The organism is Mycobacterium sp. NGS45 (assembly GCF_059812645.1).
In genome coordinates this window covers 248431-268637 of record NZ_JCALDB010000002.1, presented here as the reverse complement: position 1 = coordinate 268637, position 20207 = coordinate 248431, and the positions used below count along the sequence as shown (strand labels likewise).

The following is a 20207-nucleotide window of genomic DNA, read 5'->3' as shown; positions in this document are numbered from 1 at the left end:
CGACACCGGGTCAGTCGGCGGGTTGTCCGGCCGCGCCCCCGGTCCGCTCCAGCACCCGCAGCGTGTGGCATGCCGTGATCTCCCGGAACTGGCCGCCGTCCAGCGCGCGCCGATAGATCTGGTGTGGGGCCTGACCGCCTTCGGCGGGATCGAGGAACACGTCGTGAATGACCAGGGCTCCCCCGGGTTTCACCCAGCGCGCCCAGCCCTCGAAGTCCCGGTGCGCGGCGGCTTCGGTGTGGCCCCCGTCGATGAACAGGAACTGCAGCGGTGTACCCCAGGTACGCGCCACCACCGGTGATTTGCCCACCACCGCAACCACATTGTCGTCGAGTCCCGCTTCGTCGAGGGTGTGCCGAAAGCTGCGCAGGGTGTCGAACCGGCCGGTGTGCGGGTCTACCAGGCTGGCGTCGTGGTACTCCCAGCCCACCTGATGTTCCTCGGAGCCGTGATGGTGGTCCACGGCGTACAGCACGCTGTTGGTCGCGGCGGCGGCCGCACCCAGCAGCACGGTGGATTTGCCGCAGTAGGAACCGATTTCGACCCCGACCCCACCGTCGAGGTAGTCCAGCGCGGCCTGATGCAGGGCCCGGCCTTCGTCGGCCGGCATGAACCCGGTCACCCGTTCGGCGAGCGCGAACAACCGCGCGGTGTCGACGGGGCTGGTTGCGGCGGCGTGGTGATCGGTCACCCAGGCAACCTAACCCGGTGAGCGGTGCTGATCGTCAGCGGGTGTCCTTGCCGGTGCCAGAGCGTTGTAGTAGCGTCCGGACATGTGTCCGAACCGGTAGCTCGGGAGGCAACACGGCGTCGACTCACCGCCAAGCAGGCCGAGACGGTAGACCGGCTGGGACGCTGCGCGGTCGAGGTTCTCAGTCGACGCGGCTACGCCGGTCTGACCATTCGGATGGTGGCCGCGGAGGCCGGGGTGGGCGCGGCCACCGCCTACACCTACTTCTCCTCCAAGGAGCATCTGGTCGCCGAGGTGTTCTGGCGGCGACTGACCGCTGCGCCGGCGCCGCCGGCCGAGTCCGCCGACCCGGTCGAGCGGGTAGTGGGCGTGTTGCGCCACATCGCTCTTCTGCTCGCCGACGAGCCCGAACTGGCCGCCGCGGTGACCACCGCGTTGCTCGGTAAGGATCCCGACGTCGAGCATTTGCGGTTGCGCATCGGGCTGGAGATCAACCAACGGCTCACCAGTGCGCTCGGGCCGGATGCCGACCCGGCTCTGGTCGAATCCCTGGAACTGCTCTATGCCGGTGCGCTGGTGCGTGCGGGCATGGGCTACGCGTCCTACCAACAGATCGCAGACCTGCTGGAGCGCTCGGCGCGACGGCTGCTGGCCTGATCCACCTCGTTTGCTGACCGAATCCTGTGCTGGACCCGGTGCTGGCCCCCGGTCACCCGCAACGGACTGGTTTGTCTGGGCCGAGTTCGGGGAACACCGCTGCCATGTTGCTCCGCAGAATCGCCCGTCCCCTGCTCGCTGCCGCGTTCATCGGCCAAGGTATCGATGCCTTGCGTAGCCCGAAACCCGCAGCTGATGCCACCCGTCCCACGTTGGAAGGTCTAGCGCGGCTACCGGATCCGGTCGGCTCCTACGTGCCCCGAGACGCCGAGACCTTTGCCCGGGTGACCGCCGCCGTGCAGATCGGTGGTGGACTGTTGTTGGCCAGCGGCCGGGTGCCGCGACTGGCGTCGGCCGCGTTGGCGACCACCGTGATCCCGGCCAATCTGGGCTCGCACATGTTCTGGTCGGAGACCGACCCGGAACGGAAGGCCGCCAAGCGTCGGGAGTTCCTCACCGATCTGAGTCTGCTCGGCGGGCTGATCATCGCCGCGGCCGACACCGCCGGAAAGCCGTCATTGGGGTGGCGCGGCCGGCGGGCCGCCCAGCACTTCGGCGAAACCGTCGTCAACGCCCTGCCCGGGTCGTCGGACTCGGTGCTGGACAACGACTTCGGTGAGCGCGTCGTCGATCTCGGGGAGCGGGTCGGGCACAACCTGAGCGAAGGCTTGCACGTCGGCGCCGAGCGTGGCCGGGAGCTGGCGACGGTGGCCGCCGTACGCGGCGCACCGCTGCTGGCGGCGGCCCGGGAGCGTGGCACCGAACTGGCTGCGGTGGCCGCCGAGCGCAGCGCGCCGTGGCTCGAAACGGCCCGCGAACGCGCTGCCGAGTTGGCCGAAACCGCTCGCGACCGCGGCACCGAACTCGCCGAGACCGCCCGCGAACGCGGCACCGAACTCGCCGAGACCGCCCGCGACCGCGGCACCGAACTCGCCGAGACGGCGCGTGATCGGGGTGTGGAACTGGCTGAGACCGCACGTGATCGCGGCGAGGACCTGGCCAGTGAGGCACGCAGGCGTCGGCGCCTTCGGCGTGCGCACTGAACCCGATCACCCCGCGGACTCCGACCGCGCGGGTAGATTGGCGCCCATGTCGACAGGTGACTTCGATCCGAACAATCCGCCGCCACAATTCCCGCCGCCGGGCAACTATCCGCCACCGCCCCCGTCGTACGGAGCGGCCGGCGGCTATCCGCCGCAGCCGGGATGGGCGCCGACCGGGAGCGCCCAACCGGGCGGGCTGGGATTGCGGTTCCTGGCCCGGATCATCGACGGCATCATCGTCAACATCGTGGCCGGCCTGCTGGGCTTCCTGCTGGGCGGCTTGTTCGACGGCGAGTGGTTGGGCATGAGTCCGGGCATGCTGAGCGTCGGTATCTTCTCGGGCCTGCTGACATTCATCTACTTCCTGCTGTTCGAATCCAGCAAGGGCTGGACCCCGGGCAAGAAGTTGCTGGGTCTGCGGGTACTCGGCCCGCACGGCGCGCCGCTGCCCACGGCTTCGCAGGCCGCGACCCGCAACCTGTTCACGCTGTTGGCGTTGATTCCCTGTCTGGGTCCGGTGCTGGCCTTGATTGCCTACATCGTGATCGCGGTGACCATCAGCAGCAGCCCGACCAAACAGGGCAAGCACGACGAAATGGCCGGTGGCACACAGGTGCTGGAGAACGCCTGACTCGCGATTTCGGTGCGCCAGGGGGCGCTCAGCGCCCCCTGGCGCACCGAAATCGTCAGATGACCAGGTCCAAGGCCAGCACCACGATCAGGCCGGACACCGACAGCACGGTCTCCATGATGGACCAGGTCTTGATGGTCTGACCCACGCCGAGACCGAAGTACTCCTTGACCAACCAGAATCCGGCGTCATTGACGTGCGAGAAGAACAGCGATCCGGCACCCACCGCCAGCACCACCAGCGACACCTCGCCGCTGCTCATGCCGTCTACCAGACCCAGGGCCAGCGACGCCGCAGTGATGGTGGCGACCGTCGCCGAGCCGGTGGCCAGTCGGATCAGCACCGCCAGCAGCCAGGCCAACAGCAGCACCGAGATGTTGGCCCGGTCAGCCCATTCGGCCAGCAGCGTGCCGATCCCGGTGTCGACCAGGACCTGTTTGAAGCCGCCGCCGGCCGCGACGATCATGATGATGCCGGCGACCGGCGGCAGCCCCGATTCAACCGACTTCATGATCTCGGCGCGACCCATGCCGGCGCCGCGTCCCAGGGTGACCATCCCGACCACGACGGCCAGCAGCAACGCCACCACGGGCGTCCCCAGCCCGTCGAAAATCCTTCTGAACCATTGAGTTTCGTCTTCGATCACGACGTCGGCGACCGCTTTGCCCATCATCAGCACCACCGGCAACAGCACGGTGGTCAAGGTCGCGGCGAATGACGGGCGACGCACGTCGGGACCGGCCTCGGCGCGGGCCGAGTCGAAGGTGTCGGGTGCGCCGACCACCACCCACCTACCGGCGAGCCGGCCGAACAGTGGGCCGGCCACCACGATGGTGGGTAACGCGACCAGCACACCCAGGCCCAGGGTCAGGCCCAGATCGGCGTCGAGCAGATCGACCGCAGCCACCGGACCCGGATGGGGTGGCACGAAACCGTGCATGGCCGACAAGCCGGCCAGCGCGGGGATTCCGACCGCGATCAACGACAGCCCGGAACGTCGGGCCACCAGGTAGATCACCGGCATCAACAGCACCAGACCGATCTCGAAGAACATCGGCAAGCCGATGATGGCGCCTACGGCCGCCATCGCCCAGGGCAACGTGCGCGGTGACGCGTGCCCGACGATGGTGTCGACGATCTCGTCGGCACCTCCGGAGTCGGCCAACAGTTTGGCGAACATCGCGCCGAGCGCGATCAGGGTGCCGACGCTGGCTGCCGTGCTGCCGAAGCCGCTGCTGAACGCGGCCAGCGCGGTCGACAATCCCCAACCGCGCACTGCGCTGCCGGTGAACACGTGCTCGAGGTAGCTCAACGCGATCGGCGTGCATCCGACGGTGAGGGCACCGAAGATCAGCGCCAGGAACGGATGCAGCTTGACCGCGGTGATCAGCACGACGATCACCGCGATGCCGGCCAGGAAGGCCGCGATCAGCTGCCAGCCGGCGGCCACCGGCGTGATGAGTTCCGGCGCGTCGGCCAAAACCGTCACGGCTGAGTGCATTTCGGTCACCGATCCGTTCCGGGGGTGTGAGTCAGGTACTCCTCGACGATGGCGTCGATGCTCTGGCCGACGTCGATGGTCACGCCGTGCTCGTCGGCGGCCAGAGGTTCCAGGGTGTCGAACTGTGATTGCAGCAGCGCGGGCGGCATGAAGTGTCCGGGCCGACTGGCCTGCCGTCGGGCGATCAACTCGAAGCTGCCGGCCAGGTGCAGGAACAGGGTGTCGGGTTGATGACTGCGCAACTGGTCGCGGTAACGCCGCTTGAGTGCCGAGCAGGCCATCACCCCACCGTCGGCATGGGCGGTCAGCCACTCACCGATGCGTTCCAGCCAGGGCCATCGATCGTCGTCGTCGAGCGGGGTACCGGCGGACATCTTGGCGATGTTCGTTTCCGGATGCAGGTCGTCGGCGTCGGCGAACGGCACCCGTAGTCGCTGCGCGAGCGCGGCGCCGACCACCGACTTGCCCGACCCCGAGACTCCCATGACCACGACCGGTGACGTCATCTGACCACCTTCCGTTCGAATCGGCCCGCCCACATCCTGTCGCAATGATCGGACGACTACACCGGATTGACCAGAAGATCAGCTTTGAATCCAGTCAAGACGCGATATGACAGGATGTATGCGTGGTGCTGGCAACCAATACCGGTGAGCTACACGGCACCTTGGTCGAAGCGCTGGGCACCGGGATCGTCTCGGGTCAGCTGGCCGCCGGGCAGGTGTTGACCCTCGATGGTGTGGCCGTCGACCATCAGGTGTCGCGCAGTGTGGCGCGCGAAGCCATCCGAGTGCTCGAGGCGCTCGGCATGGTGGCCTCACGGCGCCGGGTGGGCATCACCATCCAAGCCGCCGACGGCTGGAATGTCTTCGATCCCAGGGTGATCCGGTGGCGGTTGGCCGCCGGCGACCGGGCCGCGCAGCTCGCCTCGCTGGCCGAACTGCGGCGTGGCTTCGAACCGACCGCCGCGGCCCTGGCCGCCCGGCGCGCCGATCCACAGCAGTGCCGGACACTGGCAGCTGCGGTGTCCGACATGGTGATTCATGCTCGCGCCGGTGATCGGCCCGGCTATCTGGATGCCGATCTGGCCTTCCACCGCACCCTGTTGGAGGCCAGCGGTAACGAGATGTTCCAGGCCTTGGCCACCGTGGTGGCCGAAGTGCTGACCGAACCCACCGAAGTCTTCGAACTGCCCGATCCGGCGGCGCCCGAACTGCACGATCAAGTGGCCCGGGCAGTCCGGTTGCGCGACGAGCAGGCCGCTGAAGCCGCGATGCGCGCACTGCTGGATCGGTCGGCCGGCGCGGCGCCCGACACCGGATCTGGTGCGCGACCGGACTGACTCGGGCTTGCGCCGCGCTGATCTCGACGACGCGAGCGCGCAGCTGCATCAGCCGAGGTTGCGATTCCACTCCATCCAGCCGGCCCCGCGGCGGCCGTCGGCGGTTTCGACCGCCACCCAGGCCCGGGTGAACTCGGAGATCCGACCGTCGTCGGCGACCAACCGCACCGGCGCATGCGCCACCACCCGGTAGTCCAGCCGCACGTCACCGGGCTGCAGGCCGATTCGGCCGGAAACCGGTAAACCGTTGTCGGAGAACGTCTCTTGGCCGGTGATACCGGTGAGTTCGATCAGCGGCCGGCCGGGGTACTGCTGGTACCCGAAGCCGAACGGGTCGACGTCGGCGATCCGCAGCTCGACGCCGTGCAGATGGCTGCCGTCCTCGAGGTGCAGGGCGTGCCACACCCAGTCCATCCCCCACCAGTCCCGCACTCCCCAGGAGTGGTCGCGCTGACCGGGTACCGCGTCCAGTTGGTGACTGACACCGTCGACCGTGACGGTGCCGCTGACCACGCACGGAATCTCGTAGCGCGTGGTGACCCGGTACTGGTAGGGCTCCCCGGCGGTGGTCCACACCAGATCCAGCTCGGCCTGCACGGGCCGGCCCGCCCCACCCCGCAGCAGCTGCGCCGGATCGTCATAGGCCTGGCCCCGACCGCTGACGGTGGCGCGGAAGGTCTGCAGTGGTTCGATGATGTGCTGGGTCAAGACGACGTCGTCGGTGCGGAGCTCGGTGAACTCGGCCGGAACCGGTGCGTCGAAGTCGTTGAGCGCGATGGTCGGCAGGTCCGGGCCGCACAGCATCGCGTTGATCCAGGAGCGGCCCTGATTCGGGTAAAGCCCCACCCGGATCCAACCGGCCAAACCCTGTGCGCCGTCGACGAAGTCGAAGTACCAGCTTTCGTTCCACAGCGTTTCGGCGTCGGGCTGATGCGAACCGTCGTCGGCCGGCGTGGGGCGCAGCGGGGCGTCGGTCACGGCAGCACCGACAGCGCGTCGGTGTCCAGCACGTGGCTGCAGTTGCGCTCCAGCATGGCCAGGAACATGGCGTCGCCGCGTTCGGTGCGCTCCACCACCATCGAGGCGATCAGCGTCATGGTGACACCCATGAAGCTCTGCCGGCGCACTCCGTCGCGGACATCGACCAGGTGCAGCGCGGTGTCCGGGCCGAGCCCCTGGTGATAGGCGCCGACCAACTCCTCCCAGTGCGCTTTGCGGTCCTCGGTTCCCAGCGCGCAACCCAAGAAGTAGGCCAGGTCGGTCATGGCCGGCCCCCAGGTCACGGTCTGCCAATCCACCACGGTCAGCGGCCGATCCGAGCCCGGCTGGCCGAACAGCAGGTTGTCCAGCCGGTAGTCGCCGTGCACCAGGCCCATCGGCCGGTTTGCGGCGCCTTCGGCTGCCAGATAGTCATCGAAGCAGTCCACCAACCGTTGGCAGATCTGGCGCTGCTCATCGGTCATCCGATCGCCGTAGCGGTCGGTGAAAGCCGCGTACAGCCCGGTGATCAGCGCCTGATCGACCGGGGTCGCACGGTTCAGCCAGGCCGAGTCGGCCAGCGCCGGGTCGCCGATCAGCGGACCGTGAATACGACCCAGCTCGGTGACCGCCAGTCTGGCCTGATCGATTGTGGCACCGGCGATCTCATCGCCCTGCACCGCGGGGGCGGCGTCATCGAGCAGGAGGTCGAAGATCCCGGTCTCCGGGTCGAAGTCGTGGTGGTAACAGCGCGCCACCGGCCCGGTCAGCCGCGGTGCGATGTCGGCGTAGAACATCACTTCCCGCTCGTAGAGGCCCATCGCCAACCCGGTTTGCCGACTGGTCGGATCCCCCGAAGCCACCTTGAGCACCACCGACTCCGGGCCCGGATCGTCGGCGTAGCTCAGCGCCACCCGGTAGCACTCGCTGACTTGGCCGGTGCCGATTCGCTGGTGGGCGAAGCCGGTCACGCGGTGACCGAGCACCTCGGTCAGCCAGTCTTCGGTCAGATCATTGGGAGTCCCGATGCGCACCGCATCAATCTATGACAGGTGTCAAGTACTTGGCTCAGGACGCCGGAAAGCCGGCCCAGGCGTTACGGCGCCGCGCGTGCGGGTCGTACTCCAACCGAGGTTGCCGGTCGAACACCCGCACCGGACGTGCGGCGAGGTCGTAGGCCGGCCAGTCCGGGCCGGGCACCCCGGTGCGGGCGAACTCCAACCAACGGGACTGCACATCCCGGGTGACCCGGCCGGCGGCCTTGCGGTCTCCGGCCAGCGTGAGCGCCGCACCCAGTCGGGAGCGGTATACGTCGAACACCGCGAACAACTCGGTGGCGTGCGTGGCGCCCAGACCCGACCAGTGCAGCGGGCGCGGCGCGTAGTCGTAGCGGTACAGATAGGTCGGGGCCACCTCGGCACGCGCATCGGCCACCTGCCAGGCCGCGGCACTGAAGGCGTAATCGCCACCGATCCGCACGCAGGCGTTGGTCGCCGGGTAGTCCGGGTAGGCCTCGATGATCCGGTCCCGCACAGCCGATCCGGCGCCGCCGAGCACGGCCTCGATCTTGCGTTCGGTGGTCGGCAACAACTTCAGGAACCGGGTGAACAGCCTGCCCTCATGCCGGTTGGTGCCGACGATCAACGGCACCCCGGAGGCCTGCCCGGTGCGCATCGCCTCCAACGGTTCGACCGGCAGGATGTCGTCGCCCCAGGTCGGCCCGATCGGGAAGCCACCGTGCGACGAGTCGGCACTGTCGGCGATCAACTGGTCCAGGGCGTCAACCAGATCTTGTGGGGCGGCTGCCATCACGGCGGCGGCAGCCTGATCTGAGGGCGCCCCGATGATGTTGGCGAACCGGTGGGCGTACTCTTCGGCCACCTCGGTCGAACTGGTCAGCCCCGCCGCCGGGCTTTCCGAAATCGCTTGGGTGAAAAGATCTTTGGCCTCCGGAACGGCCAGCAGGGTGAGTACGGCATGCGCCCCGGCGCTCTCCCCGAAGATGGTCACGTTGGCCGGGTCGCCGCCGAAGGCCGCGATGTTGTCCTGCACCCAGCGCAACGCCAACACCAGGTCGCGCACGAACAGGTTGGAGTCGATCGGATGCTCGGGCGTCGAGAGCGCCGAGAGGTCCAAACATCCCAGCGCACCGAGGCGGTAGTTCACCGAGACGAACACGCACCCGCGGCGGGCCAATGAGCCGCCGTCGTAGATCGGGGTGGCCGAACTGCCCAGCAGGTAGGCGCCGCCGTGAATGAACAGCAGCACCGGCAGCGGCGATTGCGACGGCTGCTCGGGGGCGACCACGTTGAGCGTCAAACAGTCCTCGCCCATCGGCTGGTACCGCCCCAAGCCGATCATGGTGTACATCCGCTGCTGCGGTGCGCAGTTGGCAAACGCATGACAATGCCGCACCCCGCGCCACGGCGCCACCGGTTGCGGCGCGCGGTAACGCAGCTCCCCGATCGGGGCGCGGGCATATGGGATGGAACGCCACCGGTTCACGCCTCTGGCCGTGAATCCCTCGACGACGCCGGAGTTGGTGCTCACCTGGACCACGCGATCATGCATGATCCGACGGTAGCGAACACCGGCGGCGGGCTGGGTCCCGCCCGTCCGGCGCGTCGGCCGTTAACCTGGCGATCATGCGCCTTCTCGCTCTGACCGCCGCGGCCCTGCTGATCGCCGGCTGCGGTACGGCCACCGACGACGGATCTGGGCCGTCGGGCCTGACGCCGATTACGCCGTCGCCGGCCACCACGACCGCGACCACCAGCGCGACCACGCAGACGTCGGCCTCGACGTCGGTCAAGGTGCCGACCACCGCGCCGGCGGCCGGCACCGATATCGGCGCGGTGATCGCCTGGGTGGAGGCCGGCAGCGCGGCCGAACCCGATGACTTCCGCACCGCCACCCGCGACGGGGTGACCAGCACGCTCGACGGTGATGTCGCCTTCGTCACACCGTCCGGGAAGACCCAGTGCATCACCGACGCCAAGATCCTGGATGGCGACCTGGCCTGCATGGTGACCCTGCAGAACCCGACCGAGAACCCCGGGGTGGAAGGCCACTGGGTGCCCGGCTGGGTCGACTTCGACGGCAGCACCGCCTCGGTGGGTTCCGCACATGCCGATCCGGGGCCGTTCGCGGTGGGTAAGGGCGCCGCACTCCCCTACGGCAGCTCGTTGCGGTTCGGTGACTTCGCCTGCCGCTCCGACACCGGCGGCCTGTTCTGCGTGAACTTCGCGCACCGCAGCGCACTCAAACTGGCCGACACCGGTGTGCAGCCGTTCGGGTGCCTGACCGAGACCGAGCCGCCGGAGGGCATCGCCGAGCAATTCGCCTGCAGCTGAGCGGTTCTGCTAACGCCAACCGTCAGCGGCCTTGGCCGCGGCCAGCAGGGCAACGCACAGTTCTTTGAGTTCGACGGCGTCGGCGCCCTCGTCGACGGCCGTGGCGACATCCTCGGCCGCGCACCGCACCTGATAGACCCGGTCGGACAACGCGGAGGCCTCGTCGACGGTCAGCACCACGGCATCCGCGGGCACTGCGGTGCCCCGGACTTGAGCGCGCTGTTCATAGGCCCGCTGCCGGCAGGACTGTCGGCAGTACTGCCGACGCCGACCCAGTCCGGCGTCGGGCACCTCCCGGCCGCACCAACGGCAGGGTTGGGTTCGGGCACGACGGCTCACGGATGACGACTCTAGACCGAGCGCCGGAGCTTTCCCGGTATCCTTCTAGGTCTGGAGCCAACGCGTCGGCCCGGATCGGGAACCTTCCCCGGGCCCCGGGCGTTGAATCTTGGCGAACCTACAGCGCCGCTGGCGCGCAAGACGAGGAGTGATGACGATGGCCGATCGCGTCCTGCGAGGCAGCCGGCTCGGAGCCGTGAGCTACGAGACCGACCGCAACCACGACCTGGCGCCGCGTCAGATCGCGCGGTACCGCACCGACAACGGGGAAGAGTTCGACGTTCCGTTCGCCGATGACGCCGAGATTCCCGGTACCTGGACCTGCCGCAACGGTCTGGAGGGCACCCTGATCGAAGGCGAAGCCCCCGAGCCCAAGAAGGTCAAGCCGCCGCGGACGCACTGGGACATGCTGCTCGAGCGTCGTTCCGTCGAGGAGCTCGAGGAGCTGCTCAAGGAGCGGCTGGACATCATCAAGGCACGCCGCCGCGGCAACTGATCTGCAGTCGGCGCCGACCGACCTGTAAGAGACCGGTGCCCGCCTCGAATTTCGAGGCGGGCACCGGTCTTTTGCAGCTGTTCGCGGCCTATTGATACTGCGCGCCGCGGGCCCGGTCCAGCCGGCCCGCGATCCCCCACTGGGCGACCTTCACCATGGCCTCGCGGATGTTGGATCCGCTCATCTTGGAGACCCCGAGCTCGCGCTCGGTGAACGTGATCGGCACTTCGACCACCTTGAAGCCGTTGTTGACCGCGCGCCAGGTCAAATCGATCTGGAAGCAGTACCCCTTGGAGTCCACCGCAGACAGGTCGATCTTCTCCAGCACCTCTCGCCGATAGGCGCGGTAGCCGGCGGTGATGTCGTGGATGTCGACGCCGAGCAGCAACCGGGAGTAGGTGTTGGCGGTCTTGGACAGCACCAACCGCCGCCACGGCCAGTTGCGCACCGTCCCGCCGGGCACGTAGCGCGAACCGATCGCCAGGTCGGCCCCCTCGTCGATGGCGTCGAGCAGCCGGTGCAGCTGCTCGGGGGCATGGCTGCCGTCGGCGTCCATCTCGACCAGCACGGTGTAGCCGCGGCCCAAACCCCAGGCGAACCCCGCCAGGTAGGCCGCGCCCAGGCCGTCCTTGGCGGTGCGGTGCATGACGTGCACGCGATCCGGGTCGGCCAGCGCCAGCTCGTCGGCCAGCGCGCCGGTGCCGTCCGGGCTGCCGTCATCGACGACCAGGATGTGCACGTCGGGCCGTGCGGTGTGCACCCGGCCCACGATGAGCGGCAGGTTCTCCAGCTCGTTGTAGGTGGGGATGATCACCAGGACGCGCTGGCTGGTGCGCTCACTGGTCATGGGACTCCTCGGTGGTCGTGCTCGGATCCGCCCGGGGCGCATCCGAATCTGTCGTCGGCCCGGCGCTGTCGGTCCTCGGCGATTGCCGGCGGCGACGAGTCGGACGCATGAACATTCCATTCTGCCTGATGGCTGCGCCGGCAGCGGCCAGGACGACCGCAAAACCTGCCGCCACCAGGATGAACTGGGTAATCGGCCCCCACTGCGTGGCCGGGGTCAGAACCGTCTTCAACCGCACCTGGCCGACCAGGTGGTCCGGTTCGAAGAATTCGGTGCGGGCCAGTTCCCGGCCGTCGGGAGCGATGATCGCCGAGATCCCGGTGGTGCCGGCCACCACGACGTACCGGTCGTGTTCGACCGCGCGGGCCCGGGCGATGGCCAGCTGCTGTTCACTCATGGTGACGTCGAAGGTGGCGTTGTTGGTCGGCACGGCCAGCACCTGGGCGCCCTCGAGCACCGATTGCCGCGGCGCCCGGTCGAAGATCACCTCCCAGCAGGTGGCCACACCGATCGGCACCCCGGCGGCGTCCAGCACACCGTCGCCGTCGCCCGGTTCGAAGTACCCGGCCCGGTCGGCGTAGGAGGACAGGTACCGGAGCACGCCGCGCAGCGGCAGATACTCGCCGAACGGTTGCACGATCCGTTTGTCGTGCCGCACGCCGGGACCACGGACCGGATCCCAGACGATCACGGTGTTGCGCGACGCGGGCACCTCGGGCGTCCAGTTCGGGCCGGCGACCACGCCGCCCACCAGGATCGGCGCCCCGATCGCACGGGCCGCGGTGCTGATCTGCTCGCGGGCATCGGCGTTGGCCAGCGGGTCGATGTCGGCCGAATTCTCCGGCCAGAGCACGAACTGCGGCTGCGCGGCCCGCCCGGTCCGCACGTCTTCGGCCAGCCGCAACGTCTCGGCGACGTGGTTGTCCAGCACGGCTCGGCGTTGCGCGTTGAAGTCCAAGCCCATCCGGGGCACGTTGCCCTGCACGACGGCAACGGTGACCGCCGGATCGTCACCGGCGCCCGCGCCGGACTGCCGGATCTGCGGATACACCAGCGCGACGGTCAGCAGCACCGCGGCAATGCACACGCCGGGCACCAGCACCGCAGGCGGCAGATCGGTGCCGGCGGTACTGCGGTCCCGGCGCCACCACGCGATCACCTCGAGCAGCAGGGCGGCGCCGGCCGCGCCGACCAGCACCACCGCGGCCGAAACCAGCGGAATCCCGCCCAGCTGCGCGAGTGCCAGCAACGGCCCGGTGGTCTGACCGAAGCCGACCACACCCCACGGGAACCCGCCGAACGGGATGACGGATTTGAGCCATTCGGTCAGCACCCAGACCAGGGCGAACCAGATCGGCCAGCCCGGCACCCGGCGCACCAGCACGGCCAGCAGCCCGAACAGCGCCGGGAACAGCGCACACAGCGCGGCCAGCACCAGCCACGGCCCAGGTCCGACGAAGATCCCGACCCAGGGCAGCAACGGCAGGTTGAACGCCAGACCACTCAGATAGCCGTATCCGAAGCCGCCGCGGATGCTGGTGGCCTCCCGGGTCAGTACCACCGCGAGCACACCGAACGCGATGAACGCCGCCCACCACCAGTTCACCGGCGGGAAGCTGGCGTACAGCAGCAGTCCGGCCGCGATCGAGGCCAGCTGTCGCGGCAGCCGCGGCCGGAACCAGGCACCGATCCGGGCCGCTCGGCTCGGATGAGCCGGCGGGCTCGCGGCGGCGTCGTCATCGGAGCCGTCGCGCCCGGATGTGGCGGCGGCCCGATCGGGTGCCTCGGCCACTGCGTTCGGTTCGACCAGACCGTCGAGGTCGTCGCGGTCCTCGATGGGATCGAGGTCGTCGGGCTCGCCGTCGGTGACCGGCGCGATCACCTCGGTCACCTCGCCCGGGTCCAGCTTGCGTCTAGCCATGGATGACCTGGCCCCGATGCACGGTCTGTCGACAGGCCAGCGGGGACCCGTCGGGGCCCAGCCTGGGCAGTTCGGGCACCCGCGAGCGGGGGTCGGTGGACCAGCGTTGGACGGCGTCGGCGGGCGCGGCCACCTCGTACTCGGCGACATCCCACACCGCGTACGACGCGGTCGCGCCGGGCACCAGCGTGCCGGTCACGCCGTCCCGCACGCCGCCGGCGCGCCACCCACCGCGGGTGGCCGCCGCGAACGCGGCGCGCGCCGAGATCGCCGCTCCCGCGGTGCGGTGGGCGGCCGCAGCATGCACACTCGCCCAGGGATCTATACAGGTCACCGGACTGTCAGAGCCGAAAGCCAGAGGCACGCCTGCCGATGCTAACAGCGCGAACGGGTTCAGTTGGGCAGCGCGAGCAAACCCCAACCGGTGGGCGTACATGCCGTCGGGCCCACCCCAGAGGGCGTCGAATGCCGGCTGCATGCTGGCGATCACGCCGCAGCGGCCGAGCGCGGCGGCCTGCTCGGCATCGATCATCTCCAGGTGTTCCAGGCGATGTCCGCAGCGTGCGACGGCCGGCACCCCGAACCGGTTGACGGCGTGTTCGAAACCGGCCACCACTGCGGCCACCGCGGCGTCGCCGATCACGTGGAATCCGGCGCTGATACCGGCCTCGGTGCAGGCCAGCAGGTGCGCGACGATCGCGTCGTGGTCGAGATAGCTGGTGCCGCAGCAGTGCGGTGCATCGGCGTAGGGCTGCGTCAACCAGGCGGTGCGCGAACCGAGCGCGCCATCGACGAACAGGTCGCCGGCCAGCCCGGCCGCCCCGGTGGCCGCCAGCAGTTCCCGCGCTTGGGCCGCGCTGTGCACGGCCTCGCCCCAGTAGCCGACCACTTCGACGCCGTGCGCGGTGTCGCGCAGCTCCTGCCAGTCGGTGCGCCCACCGATCTGCGGACCTGCGCACTCGTGCACTGCGACGACGCCGGCCGCGGCGAATGCATCCAGCGCCGCGGACCGGGCCGCGGCGCGCTGGACCGGGCTCAGCGCATCCCGCGCGCAGCCACGCACCCGGTGGTGCGCGTCGGCGGTCAGCGGCAGCTCGGGATGAAATCCGTCGGCATCGGCCAGGTCCGGCACCTTGGCCCGCAACGGCGAGGACGCGGCGGCCGAATGTACGTCGATCCGGGCCAGGTAGCTGACCCGGCCGGGCGCCGCGCTGTCGACTTCGGCGGTGGTCAGCGGGCCGTCGCCGGCGGGCCAGCGGTCCTGATCCCAGCCGTGCCCCCAGATCAGGCCATCCGGATGCGTGCCGGCGTAGCTGCTCAGCCGGTGCAGGCAGTCGGCTTTGCTGGTGGCGGCCCGCAGGTCCAACCCGGTGCGGGTCAGGCCGGTCGCGGTGACGTGCACATGGGCGTCGACGAATCCGGGCGCGACGAAGCCACCGTCGAGGTCGATCACGTCGGCGTCCGGGAATTGGGCGCGGCCCACGTCATCACTGCCGAGCCAGGCGATGACGTCTCCGCGGACCGCCATCGCAGTGGCGTCGGGATGCGATGGGCTGTAGATCCGCCCGCCGAGTAGCAGCGTCGTCACAGAAGAAGAAACTAGTGACCCGTTCGCCCGGGCGGCTATTCGGGCTCGACCGGGATGGCGCGCCGCGCCGGCTGCCAGTCGGTGACGTCGACGACTTCGCCGTCGATGTAGTCCCGGGTCGGTGTCACGAACATCACCCGCCGGGACACCCCGCGGGCGGCCAGACCGGCAGCCAGCGGGCGCATCGCGGCGCGGGTGGGCGGCGCCAGCATCAGCAGCCCGGCCAGGCTGCTGACCAGACCGGGCACGAAGACCAGCAGCGTGCCCAGGGCGACCAGGGCACTGTCGGTCACCTGGGCACCGGGGTCGCGCAGTCCGCTGCGCAGCACCAGTAGTTGCCGGCGCAGCTGGGAGCCGGCCAACAGCAGACCCGCCACGAACGCCGCGAGCAGTGCCAGCAGCGTCCAGCCGAAGCCGATCGTGGCGGTCAGCGCGATCACCACCGCCAACTCGACCAGCAGGTATGCCAGGAAGTAGCGCCTCACCATGACAGGGCAACGGTTGGGCAGGCGTCGAGGTTCCGCAGCCCGGCCGTCATGCCGCGACGATCTCGAGCGCGACGTTGTTCTGCATGCCGCCGCGCAGCTTGGAGAAGAAGTTGAAGATCTTGCCCATCAGCCCGTAGCGCCGGCCGATCGCGTCGTAGGCGTCGCCGGTCCGCGACTCGGCGATCTTGGCGACGGCCTCGACCGCTTCGCTCTTCGGGTTGCCCCGCGCGTCGCACTTGGCGATGGTGACCCGCGGCGTGTTCCGGATCCGCTTGACCTTCCAGGACTTGGCCTGCGTGATCACGATGAGTCCGTCGTCGTCCGGGGCTGCCCAGATGGCGGTGGGCTTGGGTCGGCCGTCCTTGGTGAAGGTGGTCAACAGGATGTACTTGGCGGCGGCGACATCGTCGAAGGTCAAGGCCATGGCCCCAACCGTAGCGGTCGCCGGCCGCGCCGGTCAGCCCTCGAGCTCGCCTTCGGTTTCCAACAGCACCGTCCGCAGCCCGTCCAGGGTGGCCTGCTCGGGCTGCTCCCACATGCCCCGGTCCACCGCCTCGAGCAGCCGCTCGGCCATCCCGTGCAGCGCCCACGGATTGGATTCGGCCAGGAACTTGCGGTTCTCCGGATCCAGCACGTAGCTCGAGGTCAACTGCTCGTACATCCAGTCGGCCATCACGTGTGCGGTGGCGTCGTAGCCGAACAGGTAGTCGACGGTGGCCGCCATCTCGAAGGCCCCCTTGTAGCCGTGCCGACGCATGGCGGCCATCCAGCGCGGATTGACCACCCGCGCGCGGAAAACCCGGGTGGTCTCCTCGTTCAGGGTGCGGGTGCGCACCGCATCCGGGCGGGTGTTGTCGCCGATGTAGGCGGCCGGGTCCTTGCCGGTCAGCGCGCGCACCGTGGCCACCATGCCGCCGTGGTACTGGAAGTAGTCGTCGGAGTCGGCGATGTCGTGTTCGCGGGTGTCGGTGTTCTTGGCGGCCACCGCGATCCGCCGGTAAGCCCGGTTCATGTCCTCGCCGGCCGGTGCGCCATCCAGGTCGCGGCCGTAGGCGAAGCCGCCCCAGGCGGTGTAGACCTGGGCCAGGTCGTTGTCGTCGCGCCAGTTTCGGGAGTCGATCAGCTGCAGCAGGCCGGCGCCGTAGGTGCCCGGCTTTGAGCCGAAGATTCGGGTGGTGGCGCGTCTGCGGTCACCGTGCTCGGCCAGGTCTGCCTGCGCGTGCGCCCGCACGTAATTGTCCTCCGGCGCCTCGTCGAGTCCGGCGACCAGTCCGACGGCGTCGTCGAGCATGCTGACCACGTGCGGGAACGCATCCCGGAAGAAGCCGGAGATGCGCACCGTGACGTCGATGCGCGGCCGGCCCAGCTCGGTCAGGTCGATCGGTTCGAGGTCCACCACGCGCCGGGATGCCTCATCCCAGACCGGGCGAACCCCCAGCAGCGCAAGCACTTCGGCGATGTCGTCACCCGAGGTGCGCATCGCCGAGGTGCCCCACACCGACAGCCCGACCGATTCCGGCCAGCGGCCGTAGTCGGAGCGATAGCGCTCCAGCAGCGAATCCGCCATCGCCACACCGGTTTCCCAAGCCAGCTTCGACGGCACCGCCTTGGGGTCCACCGAGTAGAAGTTGCGCCCGGTGGGCAGCACGTTGACCAGGCCGCGCAGCGGCGACCCGGACGGGCCGGCCGCGATGAACCGCCCATCCAGAGCCCGCAGCACCTGATCGATCTCGGCGCCGGTACCGGCCAGCCGCGGCACCACCTCGGTGGCGGCGAACCGCAGTACCGCGGCCACCTGCGGGTCGTCGGTGATCGCCGGCACCGCCTCGGGATCCCACCCGTTCTGCTGCAACTCGGCCACCAGGGCGCGGGCGGTGGCCTCGGCGCCGTCCACCGAGTCCCGGCTGTCATTGCCGTCCTCGGCCAACCCCAGCGCCTGCCGCAAACCCGGCACCGAGTGTTCCCCACCGAACAGTTGGCGGGCCCGCAGGATCGCCAGCACCAGGTCCAATTGCACTTCCCCGGTTGGGGTTTGGCCCAGCACGTGCAGGCCGTCGCGGATCTGGACGTCCTTGATCTCGCACAGCCAGCCGTCCACGTGCAGCAGCATGTCGTCGAAGGAGTCCTCGTCGGGGCGTTCGGTCAAGCCCAGGTCGTGATCCATCTTGGCCGCCCGCATCAACGTCCAGATCTGCTGGCGGATCGCGGGCAGCTTGCCGGGATCCAGCGCCGAGACGTTGGCGTGCTCATCGAGGAGCTGTTCGAGCCGGGCGATGTCGCCGTAGCTTTCCGCCCGGGCCATCGGCGGGATCAGGTGATCGACCAGCACGGCGTGCGCGCGGCGCTTGGCCTGGGTGCCTTCGCCCGGGTCGTTGACCAGGAACGGGTAGATCAGCGGCAGGTCACCGATGGCGGCGTCGGAGCCGCAGCCGGCCGACATGCCCAGCGTCTTGCCCGGCAGCCATTCCAGGTTGCCGTGCTTGCCGACGTGCACCACGGCGTCGGCGCGGAAGCTGTTTTCGAAGGCGTCGTCGAGCCAGCGGTAGGCGGCGAGGTAGTGGTGGCTGGGCGGCAGATCCGGGTCATGGTAGATCGCCACCGGGTTCTCGCCGAACCCGCGCGGCGGCTGTACCAGCAGCACCACATTCTCGGATTGCAGTGCGGCGATCACGATTTCGCCGTCCGGGTCCTGACTGCGATCGACGAACAACTCCCCCGGCGGCTCACCCCAGTGGGCCACGACGGCGTCGGCGAACTCGGTCGGCAGGGTGGCGAACCAGGCCCGATAGGCGGCGGCCGGCACCCGGATCGGGTTGCCGGCCAACTGTCCTTCGGTCAGCCAGTCCGGGTCCTGCCCGCCACGTTCGATCAGCGCGTGGATCAGGGCGTCGCCGTCGTTGGCGTCGACGCCGGGTACCTCACCGATCCGGTATCCCCCGGCGCGCAGCGCGCGCAACAGCGCGACCGCGCTGGCCGGGGTGTCCAGGCCGACCGCGTTGCCGATCCGGGCGTGTTTGGTCGGGTAGGCCGAGAACACCAGCGCCACCCGTTTGTCGGCCGGGGCCACGTGCCGCAGTCGAGCGTGCCGCACCGCCAACCCGGCCACCCGGGCGCAGCGCTCCGGGTCGGGCAGGTAGGAGATCAGACCTTCCTCGTCGATCTCCTTGAACGAGAACGGCACCGTGATGATCCGGCCGTCGAATTCCGGGACGGCGACCTGACTGGCCACGTCCAGCGGGCTCAGGCCGTCGTCGTTGGCTTCCCAGTCTGCCTTCGAGGAGGTCAGGCACAACCCCTGCAGAATCGGAACATCAAGGGCAGCAAGATGTTCGACGTTCCAACTGTCGTCGTCACCGCCGGCCGACGCGGTCGCCGGCCGCGCCCCGCCGGCCGCCAGCACGGTCACCACCAGGGCGTCGGCGCGGCCGAGTTCGGCCAACAGTTCCGGTTCGGCGGTGCGCAACGAGGCGCAGTACAGCGGCACGGCGCGCGCCCCGGCCGCCTCGATCGCGTCGCACAGCGCCGCGACGTAACCGGTGTTGCCGGCCAGGTGCTGCGCGCGGTAGTACAGCACCGCCACTGTCGGTCCGTCCGGAGCCGGCGCCGCAGCCTGCGGGCGTTCCAACGCGCCCCAACTCGGGATGATCGCCGGCGGTTCGAACCCGGCCCCGGTCATCAGCACGGTGTCGGACAGGAACGCGTGCAGGTTGGCCAGGTTGGCGGTGCCGCCCTGAGCCAGGTAGACGTGCGCTTGCACCGCGATGCCGGCCGGCACCGTCGAGCGCTCCATCAAATCAGCGTCGGGCGACTGCTCGCCGCTGACCACGATGGTCGGCACGCCGCTGGCCCGGACCGCCTCGATGCCGTCCTCCCAGGACCGGTAGCCACCCAGGATGCGCAGCACCGCGATGTCGACACCGGCCAGCAGTTCCGGCAGATCGTCGACCAGCAGCCGGGACGGGTTGGCCCAGCGGTAGTCGGCGCCGCTGGCGCGGGCGGTGATCAGGTCGGTATCGGAGGTCGAGAGCAGCAGGACGGTGGGCGTCAGGGGTGCGTGCACCCCCTATTCGTACCCGACCCGCCACCGCAAATCAGAGGTGACCCATTTCGCGGGCCATCCGGGCGTCGTCCAGGTAGGACATCCGGTGTTGCAAGTCGTGCCGCTTGGGCTTGCTCTTGTGCTGGCTCTCTCCCCGGTGGGCGAGGTGACGCAACGCTTGGGCCCATTCGTGGCCATGTGGTGCGGTCATGGTGACCCCCTTCATAGAAGATGCGCTGACGCTAGATCCGCGCCGCCGGCCCGGCACGCGTAGTCGACTACTCGTCCTTTGG

General features: G+C 69.4%; 18 protein-coding genes and 1 pseudogene. 6 read left to right on the top strand and 13 right to left on the bottom strand.

The window, feature by feature from the left end; all coding sequences use genetic code 11:
* Window positions 1-10 precede the first annotated feature (10 nt).
* Window positions 11-610 carry a class I SAM-dependent methyltransferase gene (locus tag AC5Y3P_RS03505; protein WP_500044566.1) on the bottom strand — a complete coding sequence of 200 codons (600 nt, stop codon included), beginning with the start codon at window positions 608-610 and terminating at the stop codon, window positions 11-13.
* A 165-nt stretch (window positions 611-775) separates the two neighbouring features.
* On the opposite strand from AC5Y3P_RS03505, the gene AC5Y3P_RS03500 reads away from it, so the two are divergent.
* The 3 genes from AC5Y3P_RS03500 to AC5Y3P_RS03490 all read left to right on the top strand — a co-directional run bounded on the left by AC5Y3P_RS03500 (window position 776) and on the right by AC5Y3P_RS03490 (window position 3022).
* A complete protein-coding gene (locus AC5Y3P_RS03500; protein ID WP_500044501.1) occupies window positions 776-1348 on the top strand; it encodes a TetR/AcrR family transcriptional regulator in 573 nt (190 codons plus the stop codon).
* A gap of 104 nt (window positions 1349-1452) precedes the next feature.
* Window positions 1453-2391 carry a DoxX family membrane protein gene (locus AC5Y3P_RS03495; RefSeq protein ID WP_500044500.1) on the top strand — a complete coding sequence of 313 codons (939 nt, stop codon included), beginning with the start codon at window positions 1453-1455 and terminating at the stop codon, window positions 2389-2391.
* A 46-nt stretch (window positions 2392-2437) separates the two neighbouring features.
* On the top strand, window positions 2438-3022 hold the full coding sequence (locus tag AC5Y3P_RS03490; protein ID WP_500044499.1) for an RDD family protein: 585 nt from the start codon (window positions 2438-2440) through the stop codon (window positions 3020-3022).
* A 55-nt stretch (window positions 3023-3077) separates the two neighbouring features.
* On the opposite strand, the gene AC5Y3P_RS03485 is transcribed toward AC5Y3P_RS03490, so the two are convergent.
* Both AC5Y3P_RS03485 and AC5Y3P_RS03480 read right to left on the bottom strand, forming a co-directional pair.
* Entirely contained in the window at window positions 3078-4523 is a 1446-nt protein-coding gene (locus tag AC5Y3P_RS03485) for a GntP family permease (protein ID WP_500044498.1), read from the bottom strand.
* A gap of 5 nt (window positions 4524-4528) precedes the next feature.
* Complete coding sequence (locus AC5Y3P_RS03480; RefSeq protein WP_500044497.1) at window positions 4529-5029, bottom strand: gluconokinase; 501 nt, start codon at window positions 5027-5029, stop codon at window positions 4529-4531.
* Between the two features lie 122 nt (window positions 5030-5151).
* On the opposite strand from AC5Y3P_RS03480, the gene AC5Y3P_RS03475 reads away from it, so the two are divergent.
* Window positions 5152-5865 (top strand): FadR/GntR family transcriptional regulator, encoded by a 714-nt coding sequence (locus AC5Y3P_RS03475; RefSeq protein WP_500044496.1) that lies wholly within the window; start codon window positions 5152-5154, stop codon window positions 5863-5865.
* 48 nt (window positions 5866-5913) lie between these two features.
* On the opposite strand, the pseudogene AC5Y3P_RS03470 reads toward AC5Y3P_RS03475, so the two are convergent.
* Window positions 5914-7886 (bottom strand): annotated as a pseudogene (locus AC5Y3P_RS03470) (DUF7064 domain-containing protein).
* Between the two features lie 25 nt (window positions 7887-7911).
* A complete protein-coding gene (locus AC5Y3P_RS03465; protein WP_500044495.1) occupies window positions 7912-9414 on the bottom strand; it encodes a carboxylesterase/lipase family protein in 1503 nt (500 codons plus the stop codon).
* 74 nt (window positions 9415-9488) lie between these two features.
* On the opposite strand from AC5Y3P_RS03465, the gene AC5Y3P_RS03460 reads away from it, so the two are divergent.
* Window positions 9489-10196 carry a hypothetical protein gene (locus AC5Y3P_RS03460; RefSeq protein WP_500044494.1) on the top strand — a complete coding sequence of 236 codons (708 nt, stop codon included), beginning with the start codon at window positions 9489-9491 and terminating at the stop codon, window positions 10194-10196.
* A gap of 9 nt (window positions 10197-10205) precedes the next feature.
* On the opposite strand, the gene AC5Y3P_RS03455 is transcribed toward AC5Y3P_RS03460, so the two are convergent.
* Window positions 10206-10535 carry a hypothetical protein gene (locus tag AC5Y3P_RS03455; RefSeq protein WP_500044493.1) on the bottom strand — a complete coding sequence of 110 codons (330 nt, stop codon included), beginning with the start codon at window positions 10533-10535 and terminating at the stop codon, window positions 10206-10208.
* A gap of 157 nt (window positions 10536-10692) precedes the next feature.
* Between AC5Y3P_RS03455 and rbpA the strand changes: the two genes are divergently transcribed.
* A complete protein-coding gene (rbpA, locus tag AC5Y3P_RS03450; RefSeq protein ID WP_500044492.1) occupies window positions 10693-11031 on the top strand; it encodes an RNA polymerase-binding protein RbpA in 339 nt (112 codons plus the stop codon).
* Window positions 11032-11119: 88 nt separating this feature from the next.
* Here the strand turns inward: rbpA and AC5Y3P_RS03445 are convergent, their stop codons facing one another.
* From AC5Y3P_RS03445 to AC5Y3P_RS03415, 7 genes are read right to left on the bottom strand one after another with little or no spacing between them, the layout of a single operon-like run.
* Entirely contained in the window at window positions 11120-11878 is a 759-nt protein-coding gene (locus tag AC5Y3P_RS03445) for a polyprenol monophosphomannose synthase (RefSeq protein WP_500044491.1), read from the bottom strand.
* Window positions 11868-13799 carry an apolipoprotein N-acyltransferase gene (gene lnt / locus AC5Y3P_RS03440; protein ID WP_500044490.1) on the bottom strand — a complete coding sequence of 644 codons (1932 nt, stop codon included), beginning with the start codon at window positions 13797-13799 and terminating at the stop codon, window positions 11868-11870. The genes AC5Y3P_RS03445 and lnt overlap by 11 nt, the downstream gene beginning before the upstream one ends.
* Complete coding sequence (locus tag AC5Y3P_RS03435; protein WP_500044489.1) at window positions 13792-15387, bottom strand: amidohydrolase; 1596 nt, start codon at window positions 15385-15387, stop codon at window positions 13792-13794. The genes lnt and AC5Y3P_RS03435 overlap by 8 nt, the downstream gene beginning before the upstream one ends.
* 35 nt (window positions 15388-15422) lie before the next feature.
* On the bottom strand, window positions 15423-15875 hold the full coding sequence (locus AC5Y3P_RS03430) for an FxsA family protein (RefSeq protein ID WP_500044488.1): 453 nt from the start codon (window positions 15873-15875) through the stop codon (window positions 15423-15425).
* Between the two features lie 46 nt (window positions 15876-15921).
* Window positions 15922-16299: a PPOX class F420-dependent oxidoreductase gene (locus AC5Y3P_RS03425; protein ID WP_500044487.1), complete on the bottom strand. Its 378-nt coding sequence runs from the start codon at window positions 16297-16299 to the stop codon at window positions 15922-15924.
* 33 nt (window positions 16300-16332) lie between these two features.
* Entirely contained in the window at window positions 16333-19923 is a 3591-nt protein-coding gene (cobN, locus tag AC5Y3P_RS03420) for a cobaltochelatase subunit CobN (RefSeq protein WP_500044565.1), read from the bottom strand.
* Between the two features lie 43 nt (window positions 19924-19966).
* Window positions 19967-20125, bottom strand: a complete 159-nt coding sequence (locus AC5Y3P_RS03415; RefSeq protein WP_500044486.1) for a hypothetical protein — start codon at window positions 20123-20125, stop codon at window positions 19967-19969.
* Window positions 20126-20207: the final 82 nt, after the last annotated feature.

Coding starts and splice junctions, on each gene's coding strand:
- AC5Y3P_RS03505 (WP_500044566.1), bottom strand. CDS start 610: ATGCCGGCCGACGAAGGCCGGGCCCTGCATCAGGCCGCGCTGGACTAC.
- AC5Y3P_RS03495 (WP_500044500.1), top strand. CDS start 1,453: ATGTTGCTCCGCAGAATCGCCCGTCCCCTGCTCGCTGCCGCGTTCATC.
- AC5Y3P_RS03490 (WP_500044499.1), top strand. CDS start 2,438: ATGTCGACAGGTGACTTCGATCCGAACAATCCGCCGCCACAATTCCCG.
- AC5Y3P_RS03485 (WP_500044498.1), bottom strand. CDS start 4,523: ATGCACTCAGCCGTGACGGTTTTGGCCGACGCGCCGGAACTCATCACG.
- AC5Y3P_RS03480 (WP_500044497.1), bottom strand. CDS start 5,029: ATGACGTCACCGGTCGTGGTCATGGGAGTCTCGGGGTCGGGCAAGTCG.
- AC5Y3P_RS03465 (WP_500044495.1), bottom strand. CDS start 9,414: ATGCATGATCGCGTGGTCCAGGTGAGCACCAACTCCGGCGTCGTCGAG.
- AC5Y3P_RS03460 (WP_500044494.1), top strand. CDS start 9,489: ATGCGCCTTCTCGCTCTGACCGCCGCGGCCCTGCTGATCGCCGGCTGC.
- rbpA (WP_500044492.1), top strand. CDS start 10,693: ATGGCCGATCGCGTCCTGCGAGGCAGCCGGCTCGGAGCCGTGAGCTAC.
- AC5Y3P_RS03445 (WP_500044491.1), bottom strand. CDS start 11,878: ATGACCAGTGAGCGCACCAGCCAGCGCGTCCTGGTGATCATCCCCACC.
- lnt (WP_500044490.1), bottom strand. CDS start 13,799: ATGGCTAGACGCAAGCTGGACCCGGGCGAGGTGACCGAGGTGATCGCG.
- AC5Y3P_RS03430 (WP_500044488.1), bottom strand. CDS start 15,875: ATGGTGAGGCGCTACTTCCTGGCATACCTGCTGGTCGAGTTGGCGGTG.
- AC5Y3P_RS03425 (WP_500044487.1), bottom strand. CDS start 16,299: ATGGCCTTGACCTTCGACGATGTCGCCGCCGCCAAGTACATCCTGTTG.
- AC5Y3P_RS03415 (WP_500044486.1), bottom strand. CDS start 20,125: ATGACCGCACCACATGGCCACGAATGGGCCCAAGCGTTGCGTCACCTC.